The 16,552-nt window shown below is 52.1% G+C and carries 15 protein-coding genes; 9 read left to right on the top strand and 6 right to left on the bottom strand.

The window, feature by feature from the left end; all coding sequences use genetic code 11:
- Nucleotides 1-48 precede the first annotated feature (48 nt).
- Entirely contained in the window at nt 49-657 is a 609-nt protein-coding gene (locus tag G516_RS0115760; protein WP_156879066.1) for a hypothetical protein, read from the bottom strand.
- Nucleotides 658-790: 133 nt separating this feature from the next.
- Between G516_RS0115760 and G516_RS0115755 the strand changes: the two genes are divergently transcribed.
- A complete protein-coding gene (locus G516_RS0115755; protein ID WP_028294455.1) occupies nt 791-1,033 on the top strand; it encodes a hypothetical protein in 243 nt (80 codons plus the stop codon).
- Between the two features lie 123 nt (nt 1,034-1,156).
- The gene (locus G516_RS0115750; protein ID WP_028294454.1) at nt 1,157-1,984 is read left to right on the top strand and encodes an amidohydrolase family protein; all 828 of its coding nucleotides are present in this window, start codon (nt 1,157-1,159) and stop codon (nt 1,982-1,984) included.
- 21 nt (nt 1,985-2,005) lie between these two features.
- Here G516_RS0115750 and G516_RS0115745 read toward each other — a convergent pair whose 3' ends face one another.
- On the bottom strand, nt 2,006-2,584 hold the full coding sequence (locus G516_RS0115745; protein ID WP_028294453.1) for a hypothetical protein: 579 nt from the start codon (nt 2,582-2,584) through the stop codon (nt 2,006-2,008).
- Nucleotides 2,585-3,127: 543 nt separating this feature from the next.
- Between G516_RS0115745 and G516_RS0115740 the strand changes: the two genes are divergently transcribed.
- From G516_RS0115740 to G516_RS0115730, 3 genes are read left to right on the top strand one after another with little or no spacing between them, the layout of a single operon-like run.
- Complete coding sequence (locus G516_RS0115740; protein ID WP_028294452.1) at nt 3,128-3,796, top strand: hypothetical protein; 669 nt, start codon at nt 3,128-3,130, stop codon at nt 3,794-3,796.
- Complete coding sequence (locus G516_RS0115735) at nt 3,789-4,292, top strand: ImmA/IrrE family metallo-endopeptidase (protein ID WP_036536749.1); 504 nt, start codon at nt 3,789-3,791, stop codon at nt 4,290-4,292. Before G516_RS0115740 ends, G516_RS0115735 begins: the two co-directional genes overlap by 8 nt.
- 2 nt (nt 4,293-4,294) lie before the next feature.
- Nucleotides 4,295-5,383 carry a beta family protein gene (locus G516_RS0115730; RefSeq protein WP_028294450.1) on the top strand — a complete coding sequence of 363 codons (1,089 nt, stop codon included), beginning with the start codon at nt 4,295-4,297 and terminating at the stop codon, nt 5,381-5,383.
- Here the strand turns inward: G516_RS0115730 and G516_RS24775 are convergent.
- From G516_RS24775 to gcvT, 4 genes are all read right to left on the bottom strand, one after another.
- Nucleotides 5,332-6,015, bottom strand: a complete 684-nt coding sequence (locus G516_RS24775) for a sce7726 family protein (protein WP_169449549.1) — start codon at nt 6,013-6,015, stop codon at nt 5,332-5,334. The genes G516_RS0115730 and G516_RS24775 overlap by 52 nt on opposite strands.
- 1 nt (nt 6,016) lies before the next feature.
- Nucleotides 6,017-8,941: an aminomethyl-transferring glycine dehydrogenase gene (gene gcvP / locus G516_RS0115725; RefSeq protein WP_028294449.1), complete on the bottom strand. Its 2,925-nt coding sequence runs from the start codon at nt 8,939-8,941 to the stop codon at nt 6,017-6,019.
- A gap of 199 nt (nt 8,942-9,140) precedes the next feature.
- Nucleotides 9,141-9,527, bottom strand: coding sequence for a glycine cleavage system protein GcvH (gene gcvH, locus G516_RS0115720; RefSeq protein WP_028294448.1), 387 nt, complete (start codon nt 9,525-9,527; stop codon nt 9,141-9,143).
- Between the two features lie 174 nt (nt 9,528-9,701).
- Nucleotides 9,702-10,790, bottom strand: a complete 1,089-nt coding sequence (gcvT, locus tag G516_RS0115715) for a glycine cleavage system aminomethyltransferase GcvT (protein ID WP_028294447.1) — start codon at nt 10,788-10,790, stop codon at nt 9,702-9,704.
- 275 nt (nt 10,791-11,065) lie between these two features.
- Between gcvT and G516_RS0115710 the strand changes: the two genes are divergently transcribed.
- The 4 genes from G516_RS0115710 (at nt 11,066) to G516_RS0115695 (ending at nt 16,517) form a co-directional block, all read left to right on the top strand.
- Nucleotides 11,066-13,006, top strand: coding sequence for a methyl-accepting chemotaxis protein (locus G516_RS0115710; RefSeq protein ID WP_028294446.1), 1,941 nt, complete (start codon nt 11,066-11,068; stop codon nt 13,004-13,006).
- Between the two features lie 333 nt (nt 13,007-13,339).
- Nucleotides 13,340-14,344, top strand: a complete 1,005-nt coding sequence (dctP, locus tag G516_RS0115705; protein ID WP_028294445.1) for a TRAP transporter substrate-binding protein DctP — start codon at nt 13,340-13,342, stop codon at nt 14,342-14,344.
- 113 nt (nt 14,345-14,457) lie between these two features.
- A complete protein-coding gene (locus G516_RS0115700; protein ID WP_028294444.1) occupies nt 14,458-15,108 on the top strand; it encodes a TRAP transporter small permease subunit in 651 nt (216 codons plus the stop codon).
- Between the two features lie 2 nt (nt 15,109-15,110).
- Nucleotides 15,111-16,517, top strand: coding sequence for a TRAP transporter large permease (locus G516_RS0115695; protein WP_211225130.1), 1,407 nt, complete (start codon nt 15,111-15,113; stop codon nt 16,515-16,517).
- The last annotated feature ends 35 nt before the right edge of the window (nt 16,518-16,552 follow it).

Genomic DNA, 16,552 nt, shown 5'->3' with positions numbered 1-16,552 from the left:
AAGTCGATGACCGTTCGAGCAAGATAACCCTGAAAACTTGCGCTGGGCTCAGAGCAATCGCAGAAAGTTGAATTTCAGCGTCAGCACGATTTCGTCGCTGAGCCGGTCGCTGGCAATCTTGTCGAACTTGAAGCGGCGCGACAAATCCAGAGTGATGGAATCCTCTGGGCCAAGGGTTTGTTCAATACCAATGCCCCACACAAACACACTGGAGTGATCGCGGGTTTGGGTGCCCTCATCGTTGCTGCGCTTGATGTTGCTCTTTTCCAGATTCAGCACGCCGTAAGGGGTAAAACCATCGGTTTGGGTCCAGTTGTCGTACGACATCCGCGCCAGGCCAAACCCCATCACCTGGCTTCGAATACGCGCGCTCTCCAGTCGGACTTCCCGCTGGGAGTAATACACCTTGCCTGCCAGCGACGCTTCCCAATCCTGGCTGACACACCAGGCGGTGTGCTTGGCTCCAATCGACAGGTTATAAAGATCGACGTCGCGCAGTTCGCCATCGCGCAGCAAGATGCCGCCGTTAACGTAAGCACTTTTCCAGAGGCTACGGCTGGTGGGGTCGCAGGCAGCAAACGCCATGTCCGGCGCCAGACTGGTAGCAGCAGCCGTGGTGGCCAGAAAAATACGACTTAAATGTTTTGCGCGTGACAAGGGCATGATCAACAAAGCTTGATGTGGGTCTCCGTAGACCGGTGTTTACAGCATAAGTGCGCTGCTGAATGGTAATTTTTGGTCTTTAATTCAACTGATAATTATTCATTTATCAACACATGGAGCGAGGCCCATGCTGCCAGAGCACGCCTTCTATTTTCACATTATGGACGCACAAGGAAACGGCATTCAGCATGTTTCACTGGAAGGCATCTACATGGACGGCCACCGTCGATTGCTGCCAGCGGTATACACCGACAACCAAGGCAAAGCCATTATAGAGAGTTTTTCCAACTTGCTGATTGGATTGTTTATCGACGGTCAGCAAGTGGACGAACGCTTTTACCCCGGCCAACTGTACGGGTTTCAGAAGTAGTCAGGCTGCTTCTTGCGTGCCGGGCTGTGCGGGTTTTGCATGGCTATGGGCACGAAACCAACTGGTTACAGGGCTACATGATAGCTAATGTGGGGACTGGCCATTCAACGACCAGAGATCCCCATGTCTGTATTCAGCGAACGTAAGATCGACTGCCACAACCATATTTTCGACCCGCTGCGGTTTCCCTTTCAGCCAAATGTCTATCACCCGCAAGGTGCTGAAATTGCCAGCGCCGACACCTTTTATCAGGTCCTGGACACCTACGGTGTAAGCCATGCCTTGATAGTGGGTCCTAACTCCGCATACGGAGAGAATGATAACAGGGCTTTGCTGGATGGCATTGCTCGCTCTAACGGTCGTTGTAAAGGCATGGCGGTTGTTGGAATGGATACATCCTTGTCGCAGCTACAGGAACTGGCCGAACAAGGCATCGCTGGCGTTACTTTTAACATTGCCTTTTATGGCGTGGAGCACTTTGCTAACTGTGATGCATTGCTCGATAACATTGCCCAACTGGATATGGTGGCGCAGTTTCAAACAGAGGGAGCACAGCTGCTGGCGCTGGAGGACACCTTTCGCCACAGTGGTGCGAAATTGTTGATCGATCATTGCGGGCGACCGGTGCTTGATGAAGGTACAAAAGCACACGGCTTTCAGACCGTGCTGAACATGGCAAATACCGGCCGTGCCTGGATCAAGGTATCGGGCTTCGATAAGTTCTCTCAGCAGGCACTGCCTTTCAATGACGTTACTCCCTGGGTACAAGAGATCAAACAGGCCTTTGGAGAAAACAAACTGATTTGGGGCTCTGACTGGCCATTTCTGAAAGCCCGCCAAAGACTGGATTACGGCACCTTGCTGGCGTTGGCCGAACAGCAATTCCCCGATCCCCAGCTGCGCCACAAATACTTTTGGCAAAATGCCGCGGAACTGCTGGGCTTCGAATAATCAGACAGAACCTGACAGCCGTTAGCGAATTTCGATAAACGGCAGCCAGCGGTTTTTCGGCTCCAGCTCTTCCCGGTCCCATTCGCCAAACGGCAGCACTGACAAATCATCAGGAGGCGACGCCAGCATGTTCAAATCAACTGCCTGAGCGTTGCCTTTGATCACACCGCCCTCAATACGCAGCTGGTAATACACGCCATTCCAGAAATTGGCCCCAAACTCAGCCGGTTGCTTGTACATAAACAACAAGTCATGAGACAGCCAGCCTAACTCCTGTTCCGTCACTGTGCGCGGCTGATCGTACGGGTAGGCCAAATGGCACATCAGCTCCGGCCCTTCGAGGCACTTCATCTCCTTCATCGACAAAAAGAAATCCTTGAAGCGCTCGTGCTCCATATGCAGCGAATACTTGCTGCCAGCATCTGCAGCCGTGAAATGCACACTGCCTATCGGGTATTCGTTGCCTTGCTTATCCAGCAAATAGACGTGCTTTTCACCTTCCAGGGCCGGATTCGCCAGCACGCTGGTGGTCAGCGTCACTGCTGCTACAGCAGCACAAGAAAGCGAAGAGAGAACGGAAAAACGACTCGAACGTAACATGCTACCTCCGGTTCACCGCACAGCATGCTGTCCAAAGACACGCTGCCACGCGGGTTATTATTGTTTTCTCTCAGTGTAGGGCGCTGAACGCACAAGACCATGGGTCTTCAGTAGTGTCTTGGGAGGAGTTGTGTAACTTGGCTGGGAGCGAGGACGGCTCGGGCCGCGCAGGTCGTCTGCATCAAGAGCGGGCCAGCGGCCCGCGCTCCCGGGAAAGACAGGCGTCGTGAGTGTGAAACCGCTGTAATACAGCGCGGAGCGTGAGAGCGAGATGGGCGTTGATATGATGCGGCAGAAAATCGAATATCTTCACCATAACCTAGTGAAACGGGGTTACGTTGACTTGGCAGAACACTGCGCTATTCCAGTGCGAGAGGTTATGTGAGTGGGGAAAGGCTCTGACCGGTGTATAAAATCTGGTAGTCCATATAGCTAATGCTGCAGTATGGTCATATAGAGGGCAGTAAGCAATAGATTTATGATTGTTATTTATACAAGTTACTTTATTATCCACTAGATGGAGACTGAATTGAGGATGAACTGATGTGGAAGTTGTTGATATTTATCTCGATATTTCTTGGTGGGGCAGTTAATTTACATGCGGAAAGTAATTCGGAATTCGATAAGGATGTTTCAAGAGATCTTGTTTTTCCCTCTGAGAATCCAGATGTTGTTCTCGGTCAAGTTCATCGGCAATATGATGAAATATCTTATTTGAGATCCCGCATAGATAAAATTCAAGACTCTTTAAATGGTTTAGAGTTGGGCTCGCAGTCTATTGCTACTAATTCGGAATCTATTGCTGAAATTAGTGAGGCATTAGAAGCTGTAAAAGTAGGGTTGAATAAAATCAACTCTAGAGATGAGGGCTGGAGTGGGTGGGTCAGCGTCCTTTTAGGTACTATAACCGTTATTATGACGGCACTTACGATATTGATTGGTGTTGCATCAATATTTGGATACAAAAAACTTCAAAATTTAGTATCTGAAAAGGCTCGACAGGAAATAAATAGAGTGGCTGAGCAGGAATTGCCTCAAATGGTATATGAATCCCTCAAGAATTCGATTGTCGATGATCGCTCTTTGTATGACGCTGATGGTAATGTTGTAGAGAAGAGCGATTTCCAAAAAGGTTTGGAAAAACTGGTTTATAATATGGTTGAGAACGGGGTTGAAAGAGCAATTTATCGGGGGATCGATAATAATGGTTAAGTTAAACGAGTACTCGCGAGAGTGGGATTTGATCTCTCCCGAAATTCAAAGAATAATCTCTAGTTTTCAACTCGAAGCCCCCGTGAAAATTGGTGCTGTCGCGAAGTCTTTGGGGTTGGTTGTTAAGAAGTCGACGCTGTCCGCTAGTGTCTCTGGAGAGATAAGAAATATAGATGGAACGTTTGTTATCAAGGTTAATCGTCACGATACATCAGAAAGGCAGCGATTTACAATTGCACATGAAATTGGTCATTTCCTTCTTCATCGGGATTTAATAGGAGATGGTATTGTCGATGATGTTTTGTATAGATCAAATCTTTCAAACGCAATGGAAACGCAAGCTAATAGGATCGCAGCTGACATATTGATGCCTGGAAATCTTGTTAGAAGTTGCATCTCTAACTATGCAGGTGAGAAAAAAGAGTATGCCCTTGAAAAAGCTGCTCAAGAGCTAGAAGTATCTGTGGTGGCTTTGAAAATTAGGGTGGGTGATTAAAAATGTATGAATCAACTGAATACCTTCCTATATTATCTCTAAGTCCTGCTGAAATTATGGCGTTTTCTGAACTTCCAGATAAAGATAAAAAAAACCTATCTCCATGTATAAAGCTGAAAGGATGGTTGGCTGCTAAAGATATTTCGAATTCGATATCTAAGCTCGAGAGTTTGGGAGCGGGGAATGTCATATTAGATTTAGATTATGAATATGTTTTTGAAAATAAGGATTATTTGGTTAGTGGAAGTTTTCCACGTCCGGTCTATGAACAATTAAAGGCTTTGATGGATCCGACGGGGGGGTATAAAAACTGGACTGAATTTGTACTCTCGTATGATTGGTGCATACCGGTGATTCAAACGGAAGAATTCGACCATGTGATTGAACAGTGTCAAACTCTAACTAGGTCTGGGCGGCAATTTGTTATACGGTTTTCCTTGCTTGATATCGAGACTGGACGCTGGCTGGGATTAATTAATATGCTGTCTGGTTTTGATCCTTGTTTAATTATTTTTGATTTTGGAAGGATTGATTCTGGTACGCAAAAATATAATGATATTTTCTTGGGTTGGCTAGAAAAGGCTCGGAGTATTTTTCCAAGTGCTGATTTTTGTATCAGTGGTAGTTCTTTCCCAGATGGATTTGGGGGTACGGAAAATGGAGAAAACCCAATATGTGAAAGGCTTTTGTATAACAATCTTATCAAGAATTTCAGAGGCAATTTAATTTACTCTGATTATGCAAGTGCACGTGTCAAAGAGAATAGAGGCGGTGGTGGTGTTCCTGTTCCTAGGATTGACTTTCCTTTGAAAAATAGTTGGCGTTATGTTCGTTATAGGGAAGGCTCAATACCCAATAGAACTGATCAATATAGGTGGGCTGCAAATGAGATTATGGTGAAAGATTATTGGCAGCCTGAATTGAAAGTATGGGGTACTCAAATGATTGAACTGACGGCTCAAGGTAACGATTACGCAATATCCACTCCGATGAAGTCGACAGCAGTAAGAATAAACATACATTTATACAATCAGCTTCATTATGATGAAGAATTATCTGAAATTGATTCAGATGAAGATTGGGAAGATTGATCCTCTATGATAGAAGTCCAGAGATCATCGCTGGTTTTCTTGGTTTGATCCTTTGGGGGAGTCCTGCTAATTGATATCAGATCTTTTAAGTCGCAATTTTTCTTTTGGGATCTGATTTTCCAAAACAATTCGATATTCTTTCTGAATTTTTTTCTTATTTTATTTAGTGCGTCATTTCTGTTTTTGATCGTGTGACGCTCATACTTTGGAAGTAGTTCTATTATGGCTTTAGTGTTTTTTATGTTGGATCTACCTCGTTGTAATAGCTTTGTTTTCTTATCGTTGTAAGACCATATTTCTATACTTTTAGAAACTAATTTCTTCGCATTGTTGTAGTGTTTATGAGCGCAAAAAACTATGACCTTATCAAAATGAGTGGAAAGATCTTTTACTTGTTCAGAAAGTCTGGATAAATTATCACCTTCTGTTTTTATTTCGAAAGCTATCGCTCGGCTTGTTGTGAAAAGTGCCAAGTCAACGCGCCTTTTTTTATTTGGAAGTCTAAATTCACTAATTAAAAGATCACCTTCAGCTAACCTTTGGGTCGCTATTAGGTGATCAATTAGTCTGAGTTTGGCACGAATTTCTGGTTTCACGTTGATTTGCGCCCCATGGGTTGGGGCGCGTTCCAAGTTAGTCTTCGTAGTTTTCAATCGCCGGGCAGGAGCAGATCAGGTTGCGGTCGCCGTATACATCGTCGATACGGCCGACGCTTGGCCAGAACTTGTGGGCACCCAGGTTTTTGGTTGGGTACACGGCTTGTTCGCGGCTGTATGGGCGGTCCCATTCGCCTGCAATCACTTCCGCGGTGTGCGGGGCGTGTTTGAGGGCGTTGTTTTCGGCGTCCATTTCACCAGCGTGGATGGCGTTGATTTCCTGTTTGATGGAGATCATGGCATCTGCGAAGCGGTCGATTTCGGCTTTGGATTCGGATTCGGTCGGTTCGATCATGAAGGTGCCCGCTACCGGGAACGACATGGTCGGGGCGTGGAAGCCGTAGTCCATCAGGCGCTTGGCGATATCCACTTCGGTCACGCCGGTTTCGGCCTTGATTGGGCGCAGGTCGACGATGCATTCGTGTGCCACGCGGTCGTTTTGGCCGGTGTACAGAATCGGGTAGTGGTCTGCCAGGCGCTTGGCCAGGTAGTTGGCTTTCAGCAGTGCGTTTTGGGTGGCCAGACGCAGGCCGTTGCCGCCCATCAGGGTGATGTACATCCAGCTGATTGGCAGGATGCTGGAGGAGCCGTATGGGGCGGAGGATACCGCGCCGTTGCCTTTGGCGGCGTCGTCAATCGGTGCCACGCTGTGGTTGGCAACAAACGGCGCCAGGTGTGCAGCAACGCCAATAGGACCCATGCCCGGGCCACCGCCACCGTGTGGAATGGCGAAGGTTTTGTGCAGGTTCATGTGGGTCACGTCGGCACCGATGATGCCAGGGGCAGTCAGGCCCACCTGTGCGTTCAGGTTGGCGCCGTCCATGTATACCTGACCGCCGTTGGCGTGGATCAGGTCGCAGATTTCCTTCACGCCTTTTTCGTACACGCCGTGGGTCGACGGGTAGGTCAGCATCAGGCAGGACAGCTGGTCTTTCAGCTCTTCGGCCTTGGCTTTGAGGTCGTTGAAATCCACGTTGCCGTGTTCGTCACAGTCGGTGACCACAACGCGCATGGAGGCCATCTGGGCGGACGCTGGGTTGGTACCGTGAGCGGAGCGTGGAATCAGACACACGTTGCGGTGACCTTCGCCACGGCTCTCGTGGTATTTCTTGATCGCCAGCAGACCGGCGTATTCACCTTGAGCACCTGAGTTTGGCTGCATGCACACGGCTGGCAAGCCGGTGATGGTTTTCAGGTAGTCGTTCAGTTCGCCAATCATGGTGCGGTAGCCAACCGTTTGGTCGGCAGGGGCAAACGGGTGAATGTTGGCGAACTCAGGCCAGGTCACCGGGATCATTTCGGTGGTGGCGTTCAGTTTCATGGTGCAGGAACCCAGCGTGATCATGCTGTGGTTCATGGCCAGGTCTTTGGCTTCCAGACGCTTCATGTACCGCAGCATGTCGTGCTCGGTGTGGTACTGGTTGAAGGTCGGGTGGGTCAGGAATTCGGTGTTACGTGCGGCGTCGGCCGGAATGGATTCAGAACCGTTGGCAACGATTTCGGCGTCCAGTGCGTACACATCCAGACCATGGGTATCAACAGAGCCACCCAGAATAACGTCGAACAGCTGTTGCACGTCGGCAGCAGAGGTTTTTTCGCTGATGGATACGCCCAGAGTGTCGGTACCTTGCAGGCGCAGGTCGTCACGCAGGTTCACTTCGGCGTCGTCGGCGCGGCCCAGCACGGCGTCACGGTCGGCAACCTTGAAGGTGAGGGTGTCGAACCAGCTGTCGTTCAGCAGTTCAATGCCGCCTTTCTTCAGGCCCGCGGCCAGAATATCGGCCAGGCGGTGAATGCGGCCAGCGATGGTCTTCAGGCCCTGTGGACCGTGGTACACAGCGTAGAAGGAAGACAGGTTGGCCAGCAGCACCTGAGCGGTACAGATGTTGGAGTTGGCTTTCTCACGACGAATGTGCTGTTCGCGGGTTTGCAGCGCCATACGCAGGGCGGGCTTGCCATTGGCGTCGATGGAAACACCGATGATACGGCCCGGGATAGAACGCTTGAAGGCGTCGCGAGTGGCGAAGAAGGCTGCGTGTGGGCCACCAAAGCCCATTGGCACACCAAGGTGCTGGGCGTTACCCAGAACGATGTCGGCACCCATTTCACCCGGTGCTTTCAGGTTCACCAGTGCCATCAGGTCGGTGGCCATAGCAACCAGCGCGTTGTTGGCGTGCAGGGCGTCAATCAGTGCGGTGAAGTCACGCACGTCACCGTTTTTGCCCGGGTACTGGAACAGCGCACCGAATACGTCGGCGCTGGCAGCGTCGTCAGCCGGGCCAACCAGTACGTCCCAACCGAACGCTTCAGCGCGGGTTTTGACCACGTCGATGGTTTGCGGCAGGCAGTTTTCGTCAATGAAGAAGGTGCTGGATTTGTTCTTTTTAACAGAACGCTTGGCCATCGCCATGGCTTCAGCAGCGGCAGTACCTTCGTCCAGCAGGGAGGCGTTGGCCAGTTCCATGCCGGTCATGTCGATGACCATTTGCTGGAAGTTCAGCAGGGCTTCCAGACGGCCCTGGGCGATTTCTGGCTGGTATGGGGTGTAGGCGGTGTACCAGCCCGGGTTTTCCAGCACGTTACGCAGGATTACGTTGGGGATGATGGTGTCGTGGTAGCCCAGGCCAATGTAGCTTTTGAATACCTTGTTCTGGTTAGCCAGACCGCGCAGGTAGTTCAGCGCTTCAAACTCGGTCTTGCTGTCGTCAATTTCCAGAAAGGCGTCGCTGAGAATGTCCGATGGGACGATTTCGGCGGTCAGTGCGTCCAGCGATTCCGCGTTGATTGCTTCCAGCATGGCGGCGGTTTCGGCGTTACTGAAGCCGGCACCGTTGGAGGCGATATGACGGCCAACAAAGCCATCGCGCTGTTCCAGTTGTTGCAGAGACAGAGTTTGAGTCATGGATACAAAACCCTTGAAGGTGAATAAACCGGGCTGAGGGGCCCTGCTTGTAAAACAAAAAACCTCTGAAGGCTCAGAGGTTCAAAATTCGATCGTTGGTCGCGTCAGAGGCGCTGTCGTCGGGTCTCTGGCTTGCCAGAAACAAGCAAGCCGGAGGCAGAAGCATCCGGCTTGATGACAGGTCGCTGTTAGCGCTGGCTTAGTCTTCGCACAGGGCGGTGTAAGCGTCAGCGTCCAGCAGGGCGTCCAGGTCGGCCGGGTTGGCCAGTTCCATACGGAAGAACCAGGCTTCGCCGTATGGGTCTTCGTTTACTTTTTCCGGAGCGTCAACCAGGTCTTCGTTAACCGCAACGATTTTACCCGCCAGCGGGGCGTAGATATCGGAGGCGGCTTTTACGGATTCAACCACGGCGCAATCGGCTTCGGCTTCGAATTCGGCGTCTACTTCTGGCAGTTCAACGAATACCACGTCACCCAGAGATTCCTGAGCGAAGTCGGTAATACCGATGGTCACAGTGCCGTCGGCTTCTACGCGAATCCACTCGTGGGAGGCAACGTATTTCAGATCTGCAGGAACATTAGCCATGTTTATCTCCAAGCTGGCTGCGTTGCCCGGCTGTTGGCGTTAGGTTGACCAAATTCAGCAAGACACAGGCAACGACGATGTTTGTTTGTATAAGCGCTGCATTTTACGGATTCCTGCGGCGGGCAAAAGCCGTCTTTGGAAGGAATCCGCGAATTTATGACAGAAAAAGGTTAATCAACCTTCGTAAACCTTTTTACCGTTACGAACGAACGGCAGTTTCACTACTTTCGCTGGAATCTGCTTGCCGCGAATATCGACGAAGCAGCTGTCGCCGGTACCAACCGGTACACGGGCCATGGCGATGGAGCATTCCAGCGTTGGTGAGAAGGTACCGGAGGTCACTTCACCTTCGCCCACACCTTCAACGATAACCTTCTGGTGTGAACGCATGATGCCACGGCCTTCCAGCACCAGACCAACCAGTTTATTGGCAACGCCGGCGGCTTTTTCCGCTTCCAGCGCTTCACGGCCGATGAAGTCGCGACCGGCCGGTTCCCAGGCGATGGTCCAGCCCATGTTGGCTTGCAGTGGCGATACGGTTTCGCTCATGTCGTTGCCGTACAGGTTCATGCCAGCTTCCAGACGCAGGGTATCGCGAGCGCCGAGGCCACATGGCTGCACGCCGCCTTCGACCAGTGCTTGCCAGAAGGCAGCAACGTCGGATTCAGGAATCATGATTTCCAGACCGTCTTCACCCGTGTAACCGGTACGCGCGAAGAACCAGTCGGCCAATGGGCGACCCTGGAAAATTTTCAGGCCATCAACCGCTACGGCAGACTCCGGTTTAACTTGCTTCACCTTGGCGATGGCGTTCGGGCCCTGGACGGCGATCATTGCCAGCTCAGGACGCTCGGTGAGGGAGATGTTGGAGAAACCGCGCAGGTTGGCTTCCATCCACTCCAGGTCTTTGGCGCGGGTGGCGGAGTTCACTACCACGCGGTAACCGCCGTCGGCCTTGTAGACGATCAGGTCGTCGATCACGCCGCCGTCTTTGTTCAGCATGCCGGAGTACAGTGCCTTGCCTTTCTCGGTCAACTTGGCAACGTCGTTGGCCAGCAGTTTTTGCAGGTAGTCGGTGGCGTCGGAGCCCATGACGTCAACGATGGTCATGTGGGACACATCGAACATACCGGCGTCGGTACGTACCGCTTTGTGTTCTTCAATTTGTGAACCGTAGTTCACCGGCATGTCCCAGCCGGCGAAGTCGACCATTTTGCCGTTGGCTTCGAGGTGTTTCTCGTACAAAGCAGTGCGTTTTGCCATGAGCCGTCCTGTTGTTATCCGTTGGCGCCACGTGGCCACTCAGGATGTGGGCCGGGCGAGATCAAAAAAGGGCAAGCAGTATACAGTGTTGTGAACGGGAGCACAGCAATTGCACTGTACGGAGCAGTTACCGTTCACTGTGTGGTGGCGGGAAAGCGGTGGTTTCGGGCCGTTTTGTATCAAAATTAACAATTGCGGTTAACAAACGTTCCTTCTTGAAAATGTGGTCTAGGCTTTAGAGAGACCCTCACTTTTATCTTTCTGGAGCTTTGACCATGACACTCCGTCAACGGTTAATTCTTATTATTCTGGCTGCGGTGGTTTTACCGATGCTGGTGATTACAACCATTGCGGTGCAGGATTTTCGGGCAACTTCCGAACGGGCGTTTCGTTCCGATGCGGCTGAGCGTATGACCCAAATCAGCCAAACCTTTCAAACCTATTTGAACAGCATGGCCGAGTCGGTGGCGTTCCTGGCCAAAACCGATGCACTGGCCGAGCTGGATGGTTCGGTGACCAACTACTTTGGCCCAACCAAAGCCATGACGCCGGAGCAAAACAGTGCCGTTGAGCGTAACGCATGGCGTTTGATGGATGATTTTGGCTCCAGTAACCCGAATCTGGAATACGTGTATCTGGGCCTGGATAACGGCAGTTACATCCAATGGCCAAAGACTGACCTTGGCGAATACAACCCAACCAAACGTCCGTGGTTTGGCGCTGCACTGAAGCAGCCGGGGCAGTCGGTCAGCATGGCGCCGTACGCCGACTTCAACACGGGTAACCCGTTGTTGCCGTACATGCATACCTTCAAAACCCGCAGCGGCATGACCGGCGTGGTAGCCATTGATATTACGTTGGCGAAATTGACCGAAATTGTCCGTGGGGTGACCTTTGGCGAATCCGGTTATCTGATTCTGGTCGACCAGACCGGCGTGGTGTTAGCGGATGCTGGCAATCCCGACAATAATTTCAAGAAAGTGACTGAGCTCGGTAACGACTATTCGGCGATGGCCGCGGGAAGCCTCAATAATGTGACGATGGCGGGCGATAACTGGCTGGTGGCACGCCATGTGTCTGAAGCCTCTGGCTGGACGCTGATTGGCCTGGTTCCGGCATCCGAAGTGTTTGCGTCTGCGGATGCGTTCCAGCTGGATGTAGTATTGGTGGCTCTGGTACTGGTGCTGGCCTTCGGCGTGCTGGGCATGTGGTTCAGCAATCTGATCACTCGTCCTATTGCCGCCATGACACGCAATATGGAAGAAATAGCTAACGGTGAAGGTGACCTGACCAAACGCTTGCCAGATGGTGGCAGCGACGAGCTGGCCCACATGGCCTCGGCGTTTAACAAGTTCGTGGCCATGATTCATCAATTGGTGAGGGACATTACCGAGACGTCGCGCTCAGTGGGCGTGCAGTCGGGGGATGGTGCAGGCATCTCGGAGTCGATGGCGCGCAGTGCCCGGATGCAGTCTGATGCCATGGATCAGGTGTCCGTGGCCTTCAACGAAATGGTGGCAACGGCCTCCGAGGTGGCCAAAAGCTGTAACGAAACGGCCTCATCTGCGGATCAGAGTCAGGGGCTGGTGTTGAGTGGTCAGCAGTATATCGACCGTTCGACCAGCGCGGTGCAGTACCTGACCCGTGGTATTGAAGACTCTAACCAGGCGATGAAAAACCTGGCTGATGAATCCCGCAACATCACCACCATTTTGGACACCATTCGTGGCATTGCTGAACAAACCAACCTGTTGGCATTGAACGCAGCCATTGAGGCTGCACGCGCTGGCGAACAGGGGCGGGGCTTTGCGGTGGTGGCCGATGAAGTACGCACTCTGGCTGGCCGTACGGCGGACTCTACTGCTGAAATCGATGCCATGATTGCCTCCTTCAACCAGCAAACGGCGGACGTAGCCAACAAGCTGGAAACCACCTTGCAGCATTCCGAGCAAACCCTGTCGGCTTCTGATCAAACCCGCGAAGTGTTCTCGTCCATTCAGGATTCGGTGACCCGCATCCGGGATATGGCGCAGCAAATTGCAGCGGCAGCGGAGCAACAGCAACAGGTGTCGGAGAGCATCAACAAGAACATTGTTGAGGTGAACACCGAAGCCAATGCGACTCAGGGGTTTGCCGACAAGTTGCACAACAGCTCGGGTAGCCTCAAGCAGTTGGCCGACCGTTTGGCGGCAACGGTGTCGCGGTTCCGGATCTGATGTTCATTGCTTGATTCAATAACGACACTCAAAAGCCTGCTTATGCAGGCTTTTTTGTGGCCGTAAGAGGGGCTATTTGCGGTTTTTTGAAGGACTGTTTGAGGGGCTATTTAAAGGGCTTTCATGAGAAAAAAAATTCCTGTTCTGGGCTTGTGGCAGGAATTTAACGGCTTTTTCTGTCACTGATGTTTAGGGTGAATTGAAAAAAAGCTATTAAAAACAATAGCTTATGATTTTGGCCCGATCTTTGTAGTAGAACTTCCACAACAACGAAAAAACAAGCAATTCACTGCTCGTCACCAACAACAATAAATTCGAACGTGGAGTAATCTCATGAAAGCGATCAAGAAGCTGGGCCTGGTGTCTGCTCTGTCCATGGCTGTAATGGCGCCATCCGCTATGGCCGATACCACCTGGAACGTGTCCCTGTGGGGCAAGCAGCGTGCCTTTACCGAGAACGTTGAAAAGCTGGCCGAACTGGTTGAACAGAAAACCAATGGCGAGTTCAAGCTGAATATTTCCTACGGCGGTCTGAGCAAATCCAAGGAAAACCTCGATGGTATTTCCTTCGGTGCGTTTGAAATGGCACAGTTCTGCGCCTTCTACCACGCTGGTAAAAACCCGACCATTACCGTGAACGAACTGCCGTTCTCTCACGATGTTTCCCTGAGCCGCGTCGCTGAAATTTACACCGCGGTGTACAACCACCCAATCGTTAAAAAAGACCTGGCGCGCTGGAACGCCACGCTGCTGATGCCAACCCCAATGCCGCAGTACAACCTGGTGGGTAAGGGTGATGTGCTGGACGAGCTGAGCGACTTTGAAGGCATGCGTATTCGTGGGCCGGGCGGTCTGCTGGAAGTGCTGACCAAATACGGCGCTATCAAAACCGGCGTGCCGTTCAGTGAAGTGCGTCAGGCGATGGACTCCGGTGTGATCGATGCGGCTTCCTTTGCTCCTCACGCCCATCTGGCCACCAACACCACCGCCATTGGCAACTGGGCCACCACCAACCTGAACCTGGGTTCCGGTGACTGCCCGGTCGTTGTTAACAACGACGCGCTGGACATGCTCAAGCCTGCTCACAAAAAAGCGCTGTTGGATTCTGTGCCTGAAGCGCTGGCGTACTACGTTGAAAACTACGAAGGCGTCACCGCAGCCTACGAGGCCAAGCTGGATGAAAACAATATCACCCGCGTGACCTTTACCCCAGAGCAAACCGCTGAGCTGGACAAAGCGGCTGCCACCGTTCGCGAGGAATGGGTGAAGCAGTACAAGGGCAAGTTTGACTCTCAGAAACTGCTGGACTTCGCTGCCGCGCAATTTGCCGGCAAGTAACGTCAGGCGGTGTTAACCCGGTAGGGGCTTGCGGAGTTTTCCGCCAGTCCCACCTCTTCAAGCTCACCGGCCGGTGGGCTTTGTATTCACGATTATTTCAAGAGAGCTGAATTATGGCTGGAAGCGCTACCGTGCTGTCCGATCAGTCGGCATTGAGCCGTATTGACCGCCTGTTCTATCGGCTGGAGTCCTTGCTTGGACTCGCTGGTGGGGTGGTAATTCTGTTACTGGTGTTGCTGGCGACCGCCAACATTCTGGGTCGTTGGTTTTTTGATTTGCCGGTGCAGGGCTACATCGACTGGGTTGAGCAGGCGATGGCCTTTATGGCGTTTATGGGCTTGTCGTTCACGCAGCGGGATGGCGGCCATATTCGTATGGATATTCTGGTGGGCCAACTGAAAGGCCGTTACCTGTGGTTCGTTGAACTGCTGACCTGTTTGATCATGCTGGGCCTGACCGTTCTGCTGGCCTGGGGCTCGTACAAACACTTCTGGCGTGCCTTTGAAAATGGCGACACCTCGTTTGATATTGGCTTGCCAACCTGGCCTGCGAAGCTGGTGGTACCGGTGGCCTTTGCCATTCTGGCGCTGCGTTTGGTGATGCAAATCTGGGGTTATGGCCGTGCGCTTATTTCCGGTGAAAGCAATCCGGTGGCGGTGCCGTTGGTGGAAGATGCAGCGACTGTGGCTGCCCGTGAGGCAGCGTCGGTGGAATCAGACACGATTGAGTCTTCAGATAATAACGATCAGGCAGGGCGGAGCTGAACATGGGTATTTGGGAAACAATGGCCGCCATGGACCCGATCGAGATTGGTCTGTGGGTAACGGGTGTTATGTTGTTGTGTGTGCTGCTGGGTTTGCGAGTGGCGTTCGCTGCGGCATTGGCAGGTTTTCTGGGCCTGCTGTGGATTTTTTCGGCCCGCATGGGCTTTGAGCGCGGCTTTGAAGTAGCGGTAAAAATGGCGGGTACCATTCCGCATTCCAAAGTGTCTTCGTTGGCACTGTCGCTGATTCCGACCTTTATTCTGATCGGCTTTTTGGCCTATCACGCCGGTCTTACCCGCTCCTTGTTTGAAGCGGCGAAAAAGTGGCTTGGCTGGTTGCCGGGCGGTATGGGTGTGGCCACGGTATTTTCTACTGCCGGTTTTGCCGCGGTGTCCGGAGCGTCTGTGGCGACGTCTGCGGTATTCGCTCGCATTGCAGTGCCTGAAATGCTCAAGCTGGGCTACGACAAACGCTTTGCCGCGGGAGTGGTGGCTGCTGGTGGCACGCTGGCCTCGCTGATTCCACCGTCTTCGATTCTGGTGATCTACGCCATTATTGTTGAGCAGGATGTAGGCGCATTGCTGATGGCAGGCTTTATTCCGGGTGCTGTATCGGCGCTGATTTACGGTGGTTTGGTGGTTTTCCTGGCCTTGATGAACCCGAAATTGGGGCCGCCAGTAAAAGGCTTTACCTGGAAAGAGCGTCTGGCGACCTTGCCGGGTGCCTCTCCGATTTTGTTTGTGGTCGGCATCATCGTCATCTGTGTGTACGGCGGTGTGGGTACACCAACAGAAGCCGGTGCACTGGGCGCGTTTGTGATTCTGTGCATGGCGTTCTACAAGGGCATGAAGCTGGGCCAGCTGAAAGATGCGTTGCTGGAGTCTGCCAAGCTGACGGTGATGATCTTCACCATCATCTGGGGTGTGTTGTTGTACGTACGCTTCCTCGGCTTTGCCGACCTGCCAAGCGCGTTCTCTGACTGGTTGACCGGTCTGGACCAGAGCCCAATGCTGACACTGGTGCTGATTCTGTGCGCCTACGCCATTCTGGGCATGTTTATGGATGCTATCGGCATGCTGTTGCTGACACTGCCTGTGGTGTACCCGGCGATCATCGCCCTTAATGGCGGCATGGATGTGACGGCTGCTGAGTCGGCATTTGGTATGTCTGGTACGGCCTGTGCGATCTGGTTCGGCATCATTGTGGTGAAGATGGCCGAGCTGTGCCTGATTACGCCGCCCATTGGTCTGAATTGCTTTGTGGTTGCCGGCGTGCGCCCAGAGTGTTCGGTACAGGATGTGTTCCGCGGTTGTACGCCATTCTTTGTGGCAGACGTACTGACCATCATTGTGTTGATCACAGTGCCGGGCTTTGTGCTGTGGCTGCCATCATTGATGGGCTATGGTTGATAGCCTTCTCAATGAAACATCTGTAAGGCACATCG

The sequence above is a fragment of the Oceanobacter kriegii DSM 6294 genome, assembly GCF_000422845.1.
Lineage (GTDB): Bacteria > Pseudomonadota > Gammaproteobacteria > Pseudomonadales > Oceanobacteraceae > Oceanobacter > Oceanobacter kriegii.
The sequence above is the reverse complement of the archived record's forward strand: the minus strand, read 5'-3'. Positions and strand labels throughout refer to the sequence as shown.

Bases quoted from the DNA above. Each gene is read 5' to 3' on its own strand.
- G516_RS0115755 (WP_028294455.1), top strand. From the start codon at position 791: ATGCTGCCAGAGCACGCCTTCTATTTTCACATTATGGACGCACAAGGA.
- G516_RS0115750 (WP_028294454.1), top strand. From the start codon at position 1,157: ATGTCTGTATTCAGCGAACGTAAGATCGACTGCCACAACCATATTTTC.
- G516_RS0115745 (WP_028294453.1), bottom strand. From the start codon at position 2,584: ATGTTACGTTCGAGTCGTTTTTCCGTTCTCTCTTCGCTTTCTTGTGCT.
- G516_RS0115740 (WP_028294452.1), top strand. From the start codon at position 3,128: ATGTGGAAGTTGTTGATATTTATCTCGATATTTCTTGGTGGGGCAGTT.
- G516_RS0115735 (WP_036536749.1), top strand. From the start codon at position 3,789: ATGGTTAAGTTAAACGAGTACTCGCGAGAGTGGGATTTGATCTCTCCC.
- G516_RS0115730 (WP_028294450.1), top strand. From the start codon at position 4,295: ATGTATGAATCAACTGAATACCTTCCTATATTATCTCTAAGTCCTGCT.
- gcvP (WP_028294449.1), bottom strand. From the start codon at position 8,941: ATGACTCAAACTCTGTCTCTGCAACAACTGGAACAGCGCGATGGCTTT.
- gcvH (WP_028294448.1), bottom strand. From the start codon at position 9,527: ATGGCTAATGTTCCTGCAGATCTGAAATACGTTGCCTCCCACGAGTGG.
- gcvT (WP_028294447.1), bottom strand. From the start codon at position 10,790: ATGGCAAAACGCACTGCTTTGTACGAGAAACACCTCGAAGCCAACGGC.
- G516_RS0115710 (WP_028294446.1), top strand. From the start codon at position 11,066: ATGACACTCCGTCAACGGTTAATTCTTATTATTCTGGCTGCGGTGGTT.
- dctP (WP_028294445.1), top strand. From the start codon at position 13,340: ATGAAAGCGATCAAGAAGCTGGGCCTGGTGTCTGCTCTGTCCATGGCT.
- G516_RS0115700 (WP_028294444.1), top strand. From the start codon at position 14,458: ATGGCTGGAAGCGCTACCGTGCTGTCCGATCAGTCGGCATTGAGCCGT.
- G516_RS0115695 (WP_211225130.1), top strand. From the start codon at position 15,111: ATGGGTATTTGGGAAACAATGGCCGCCATGGACCCGATCGAGATTGGT.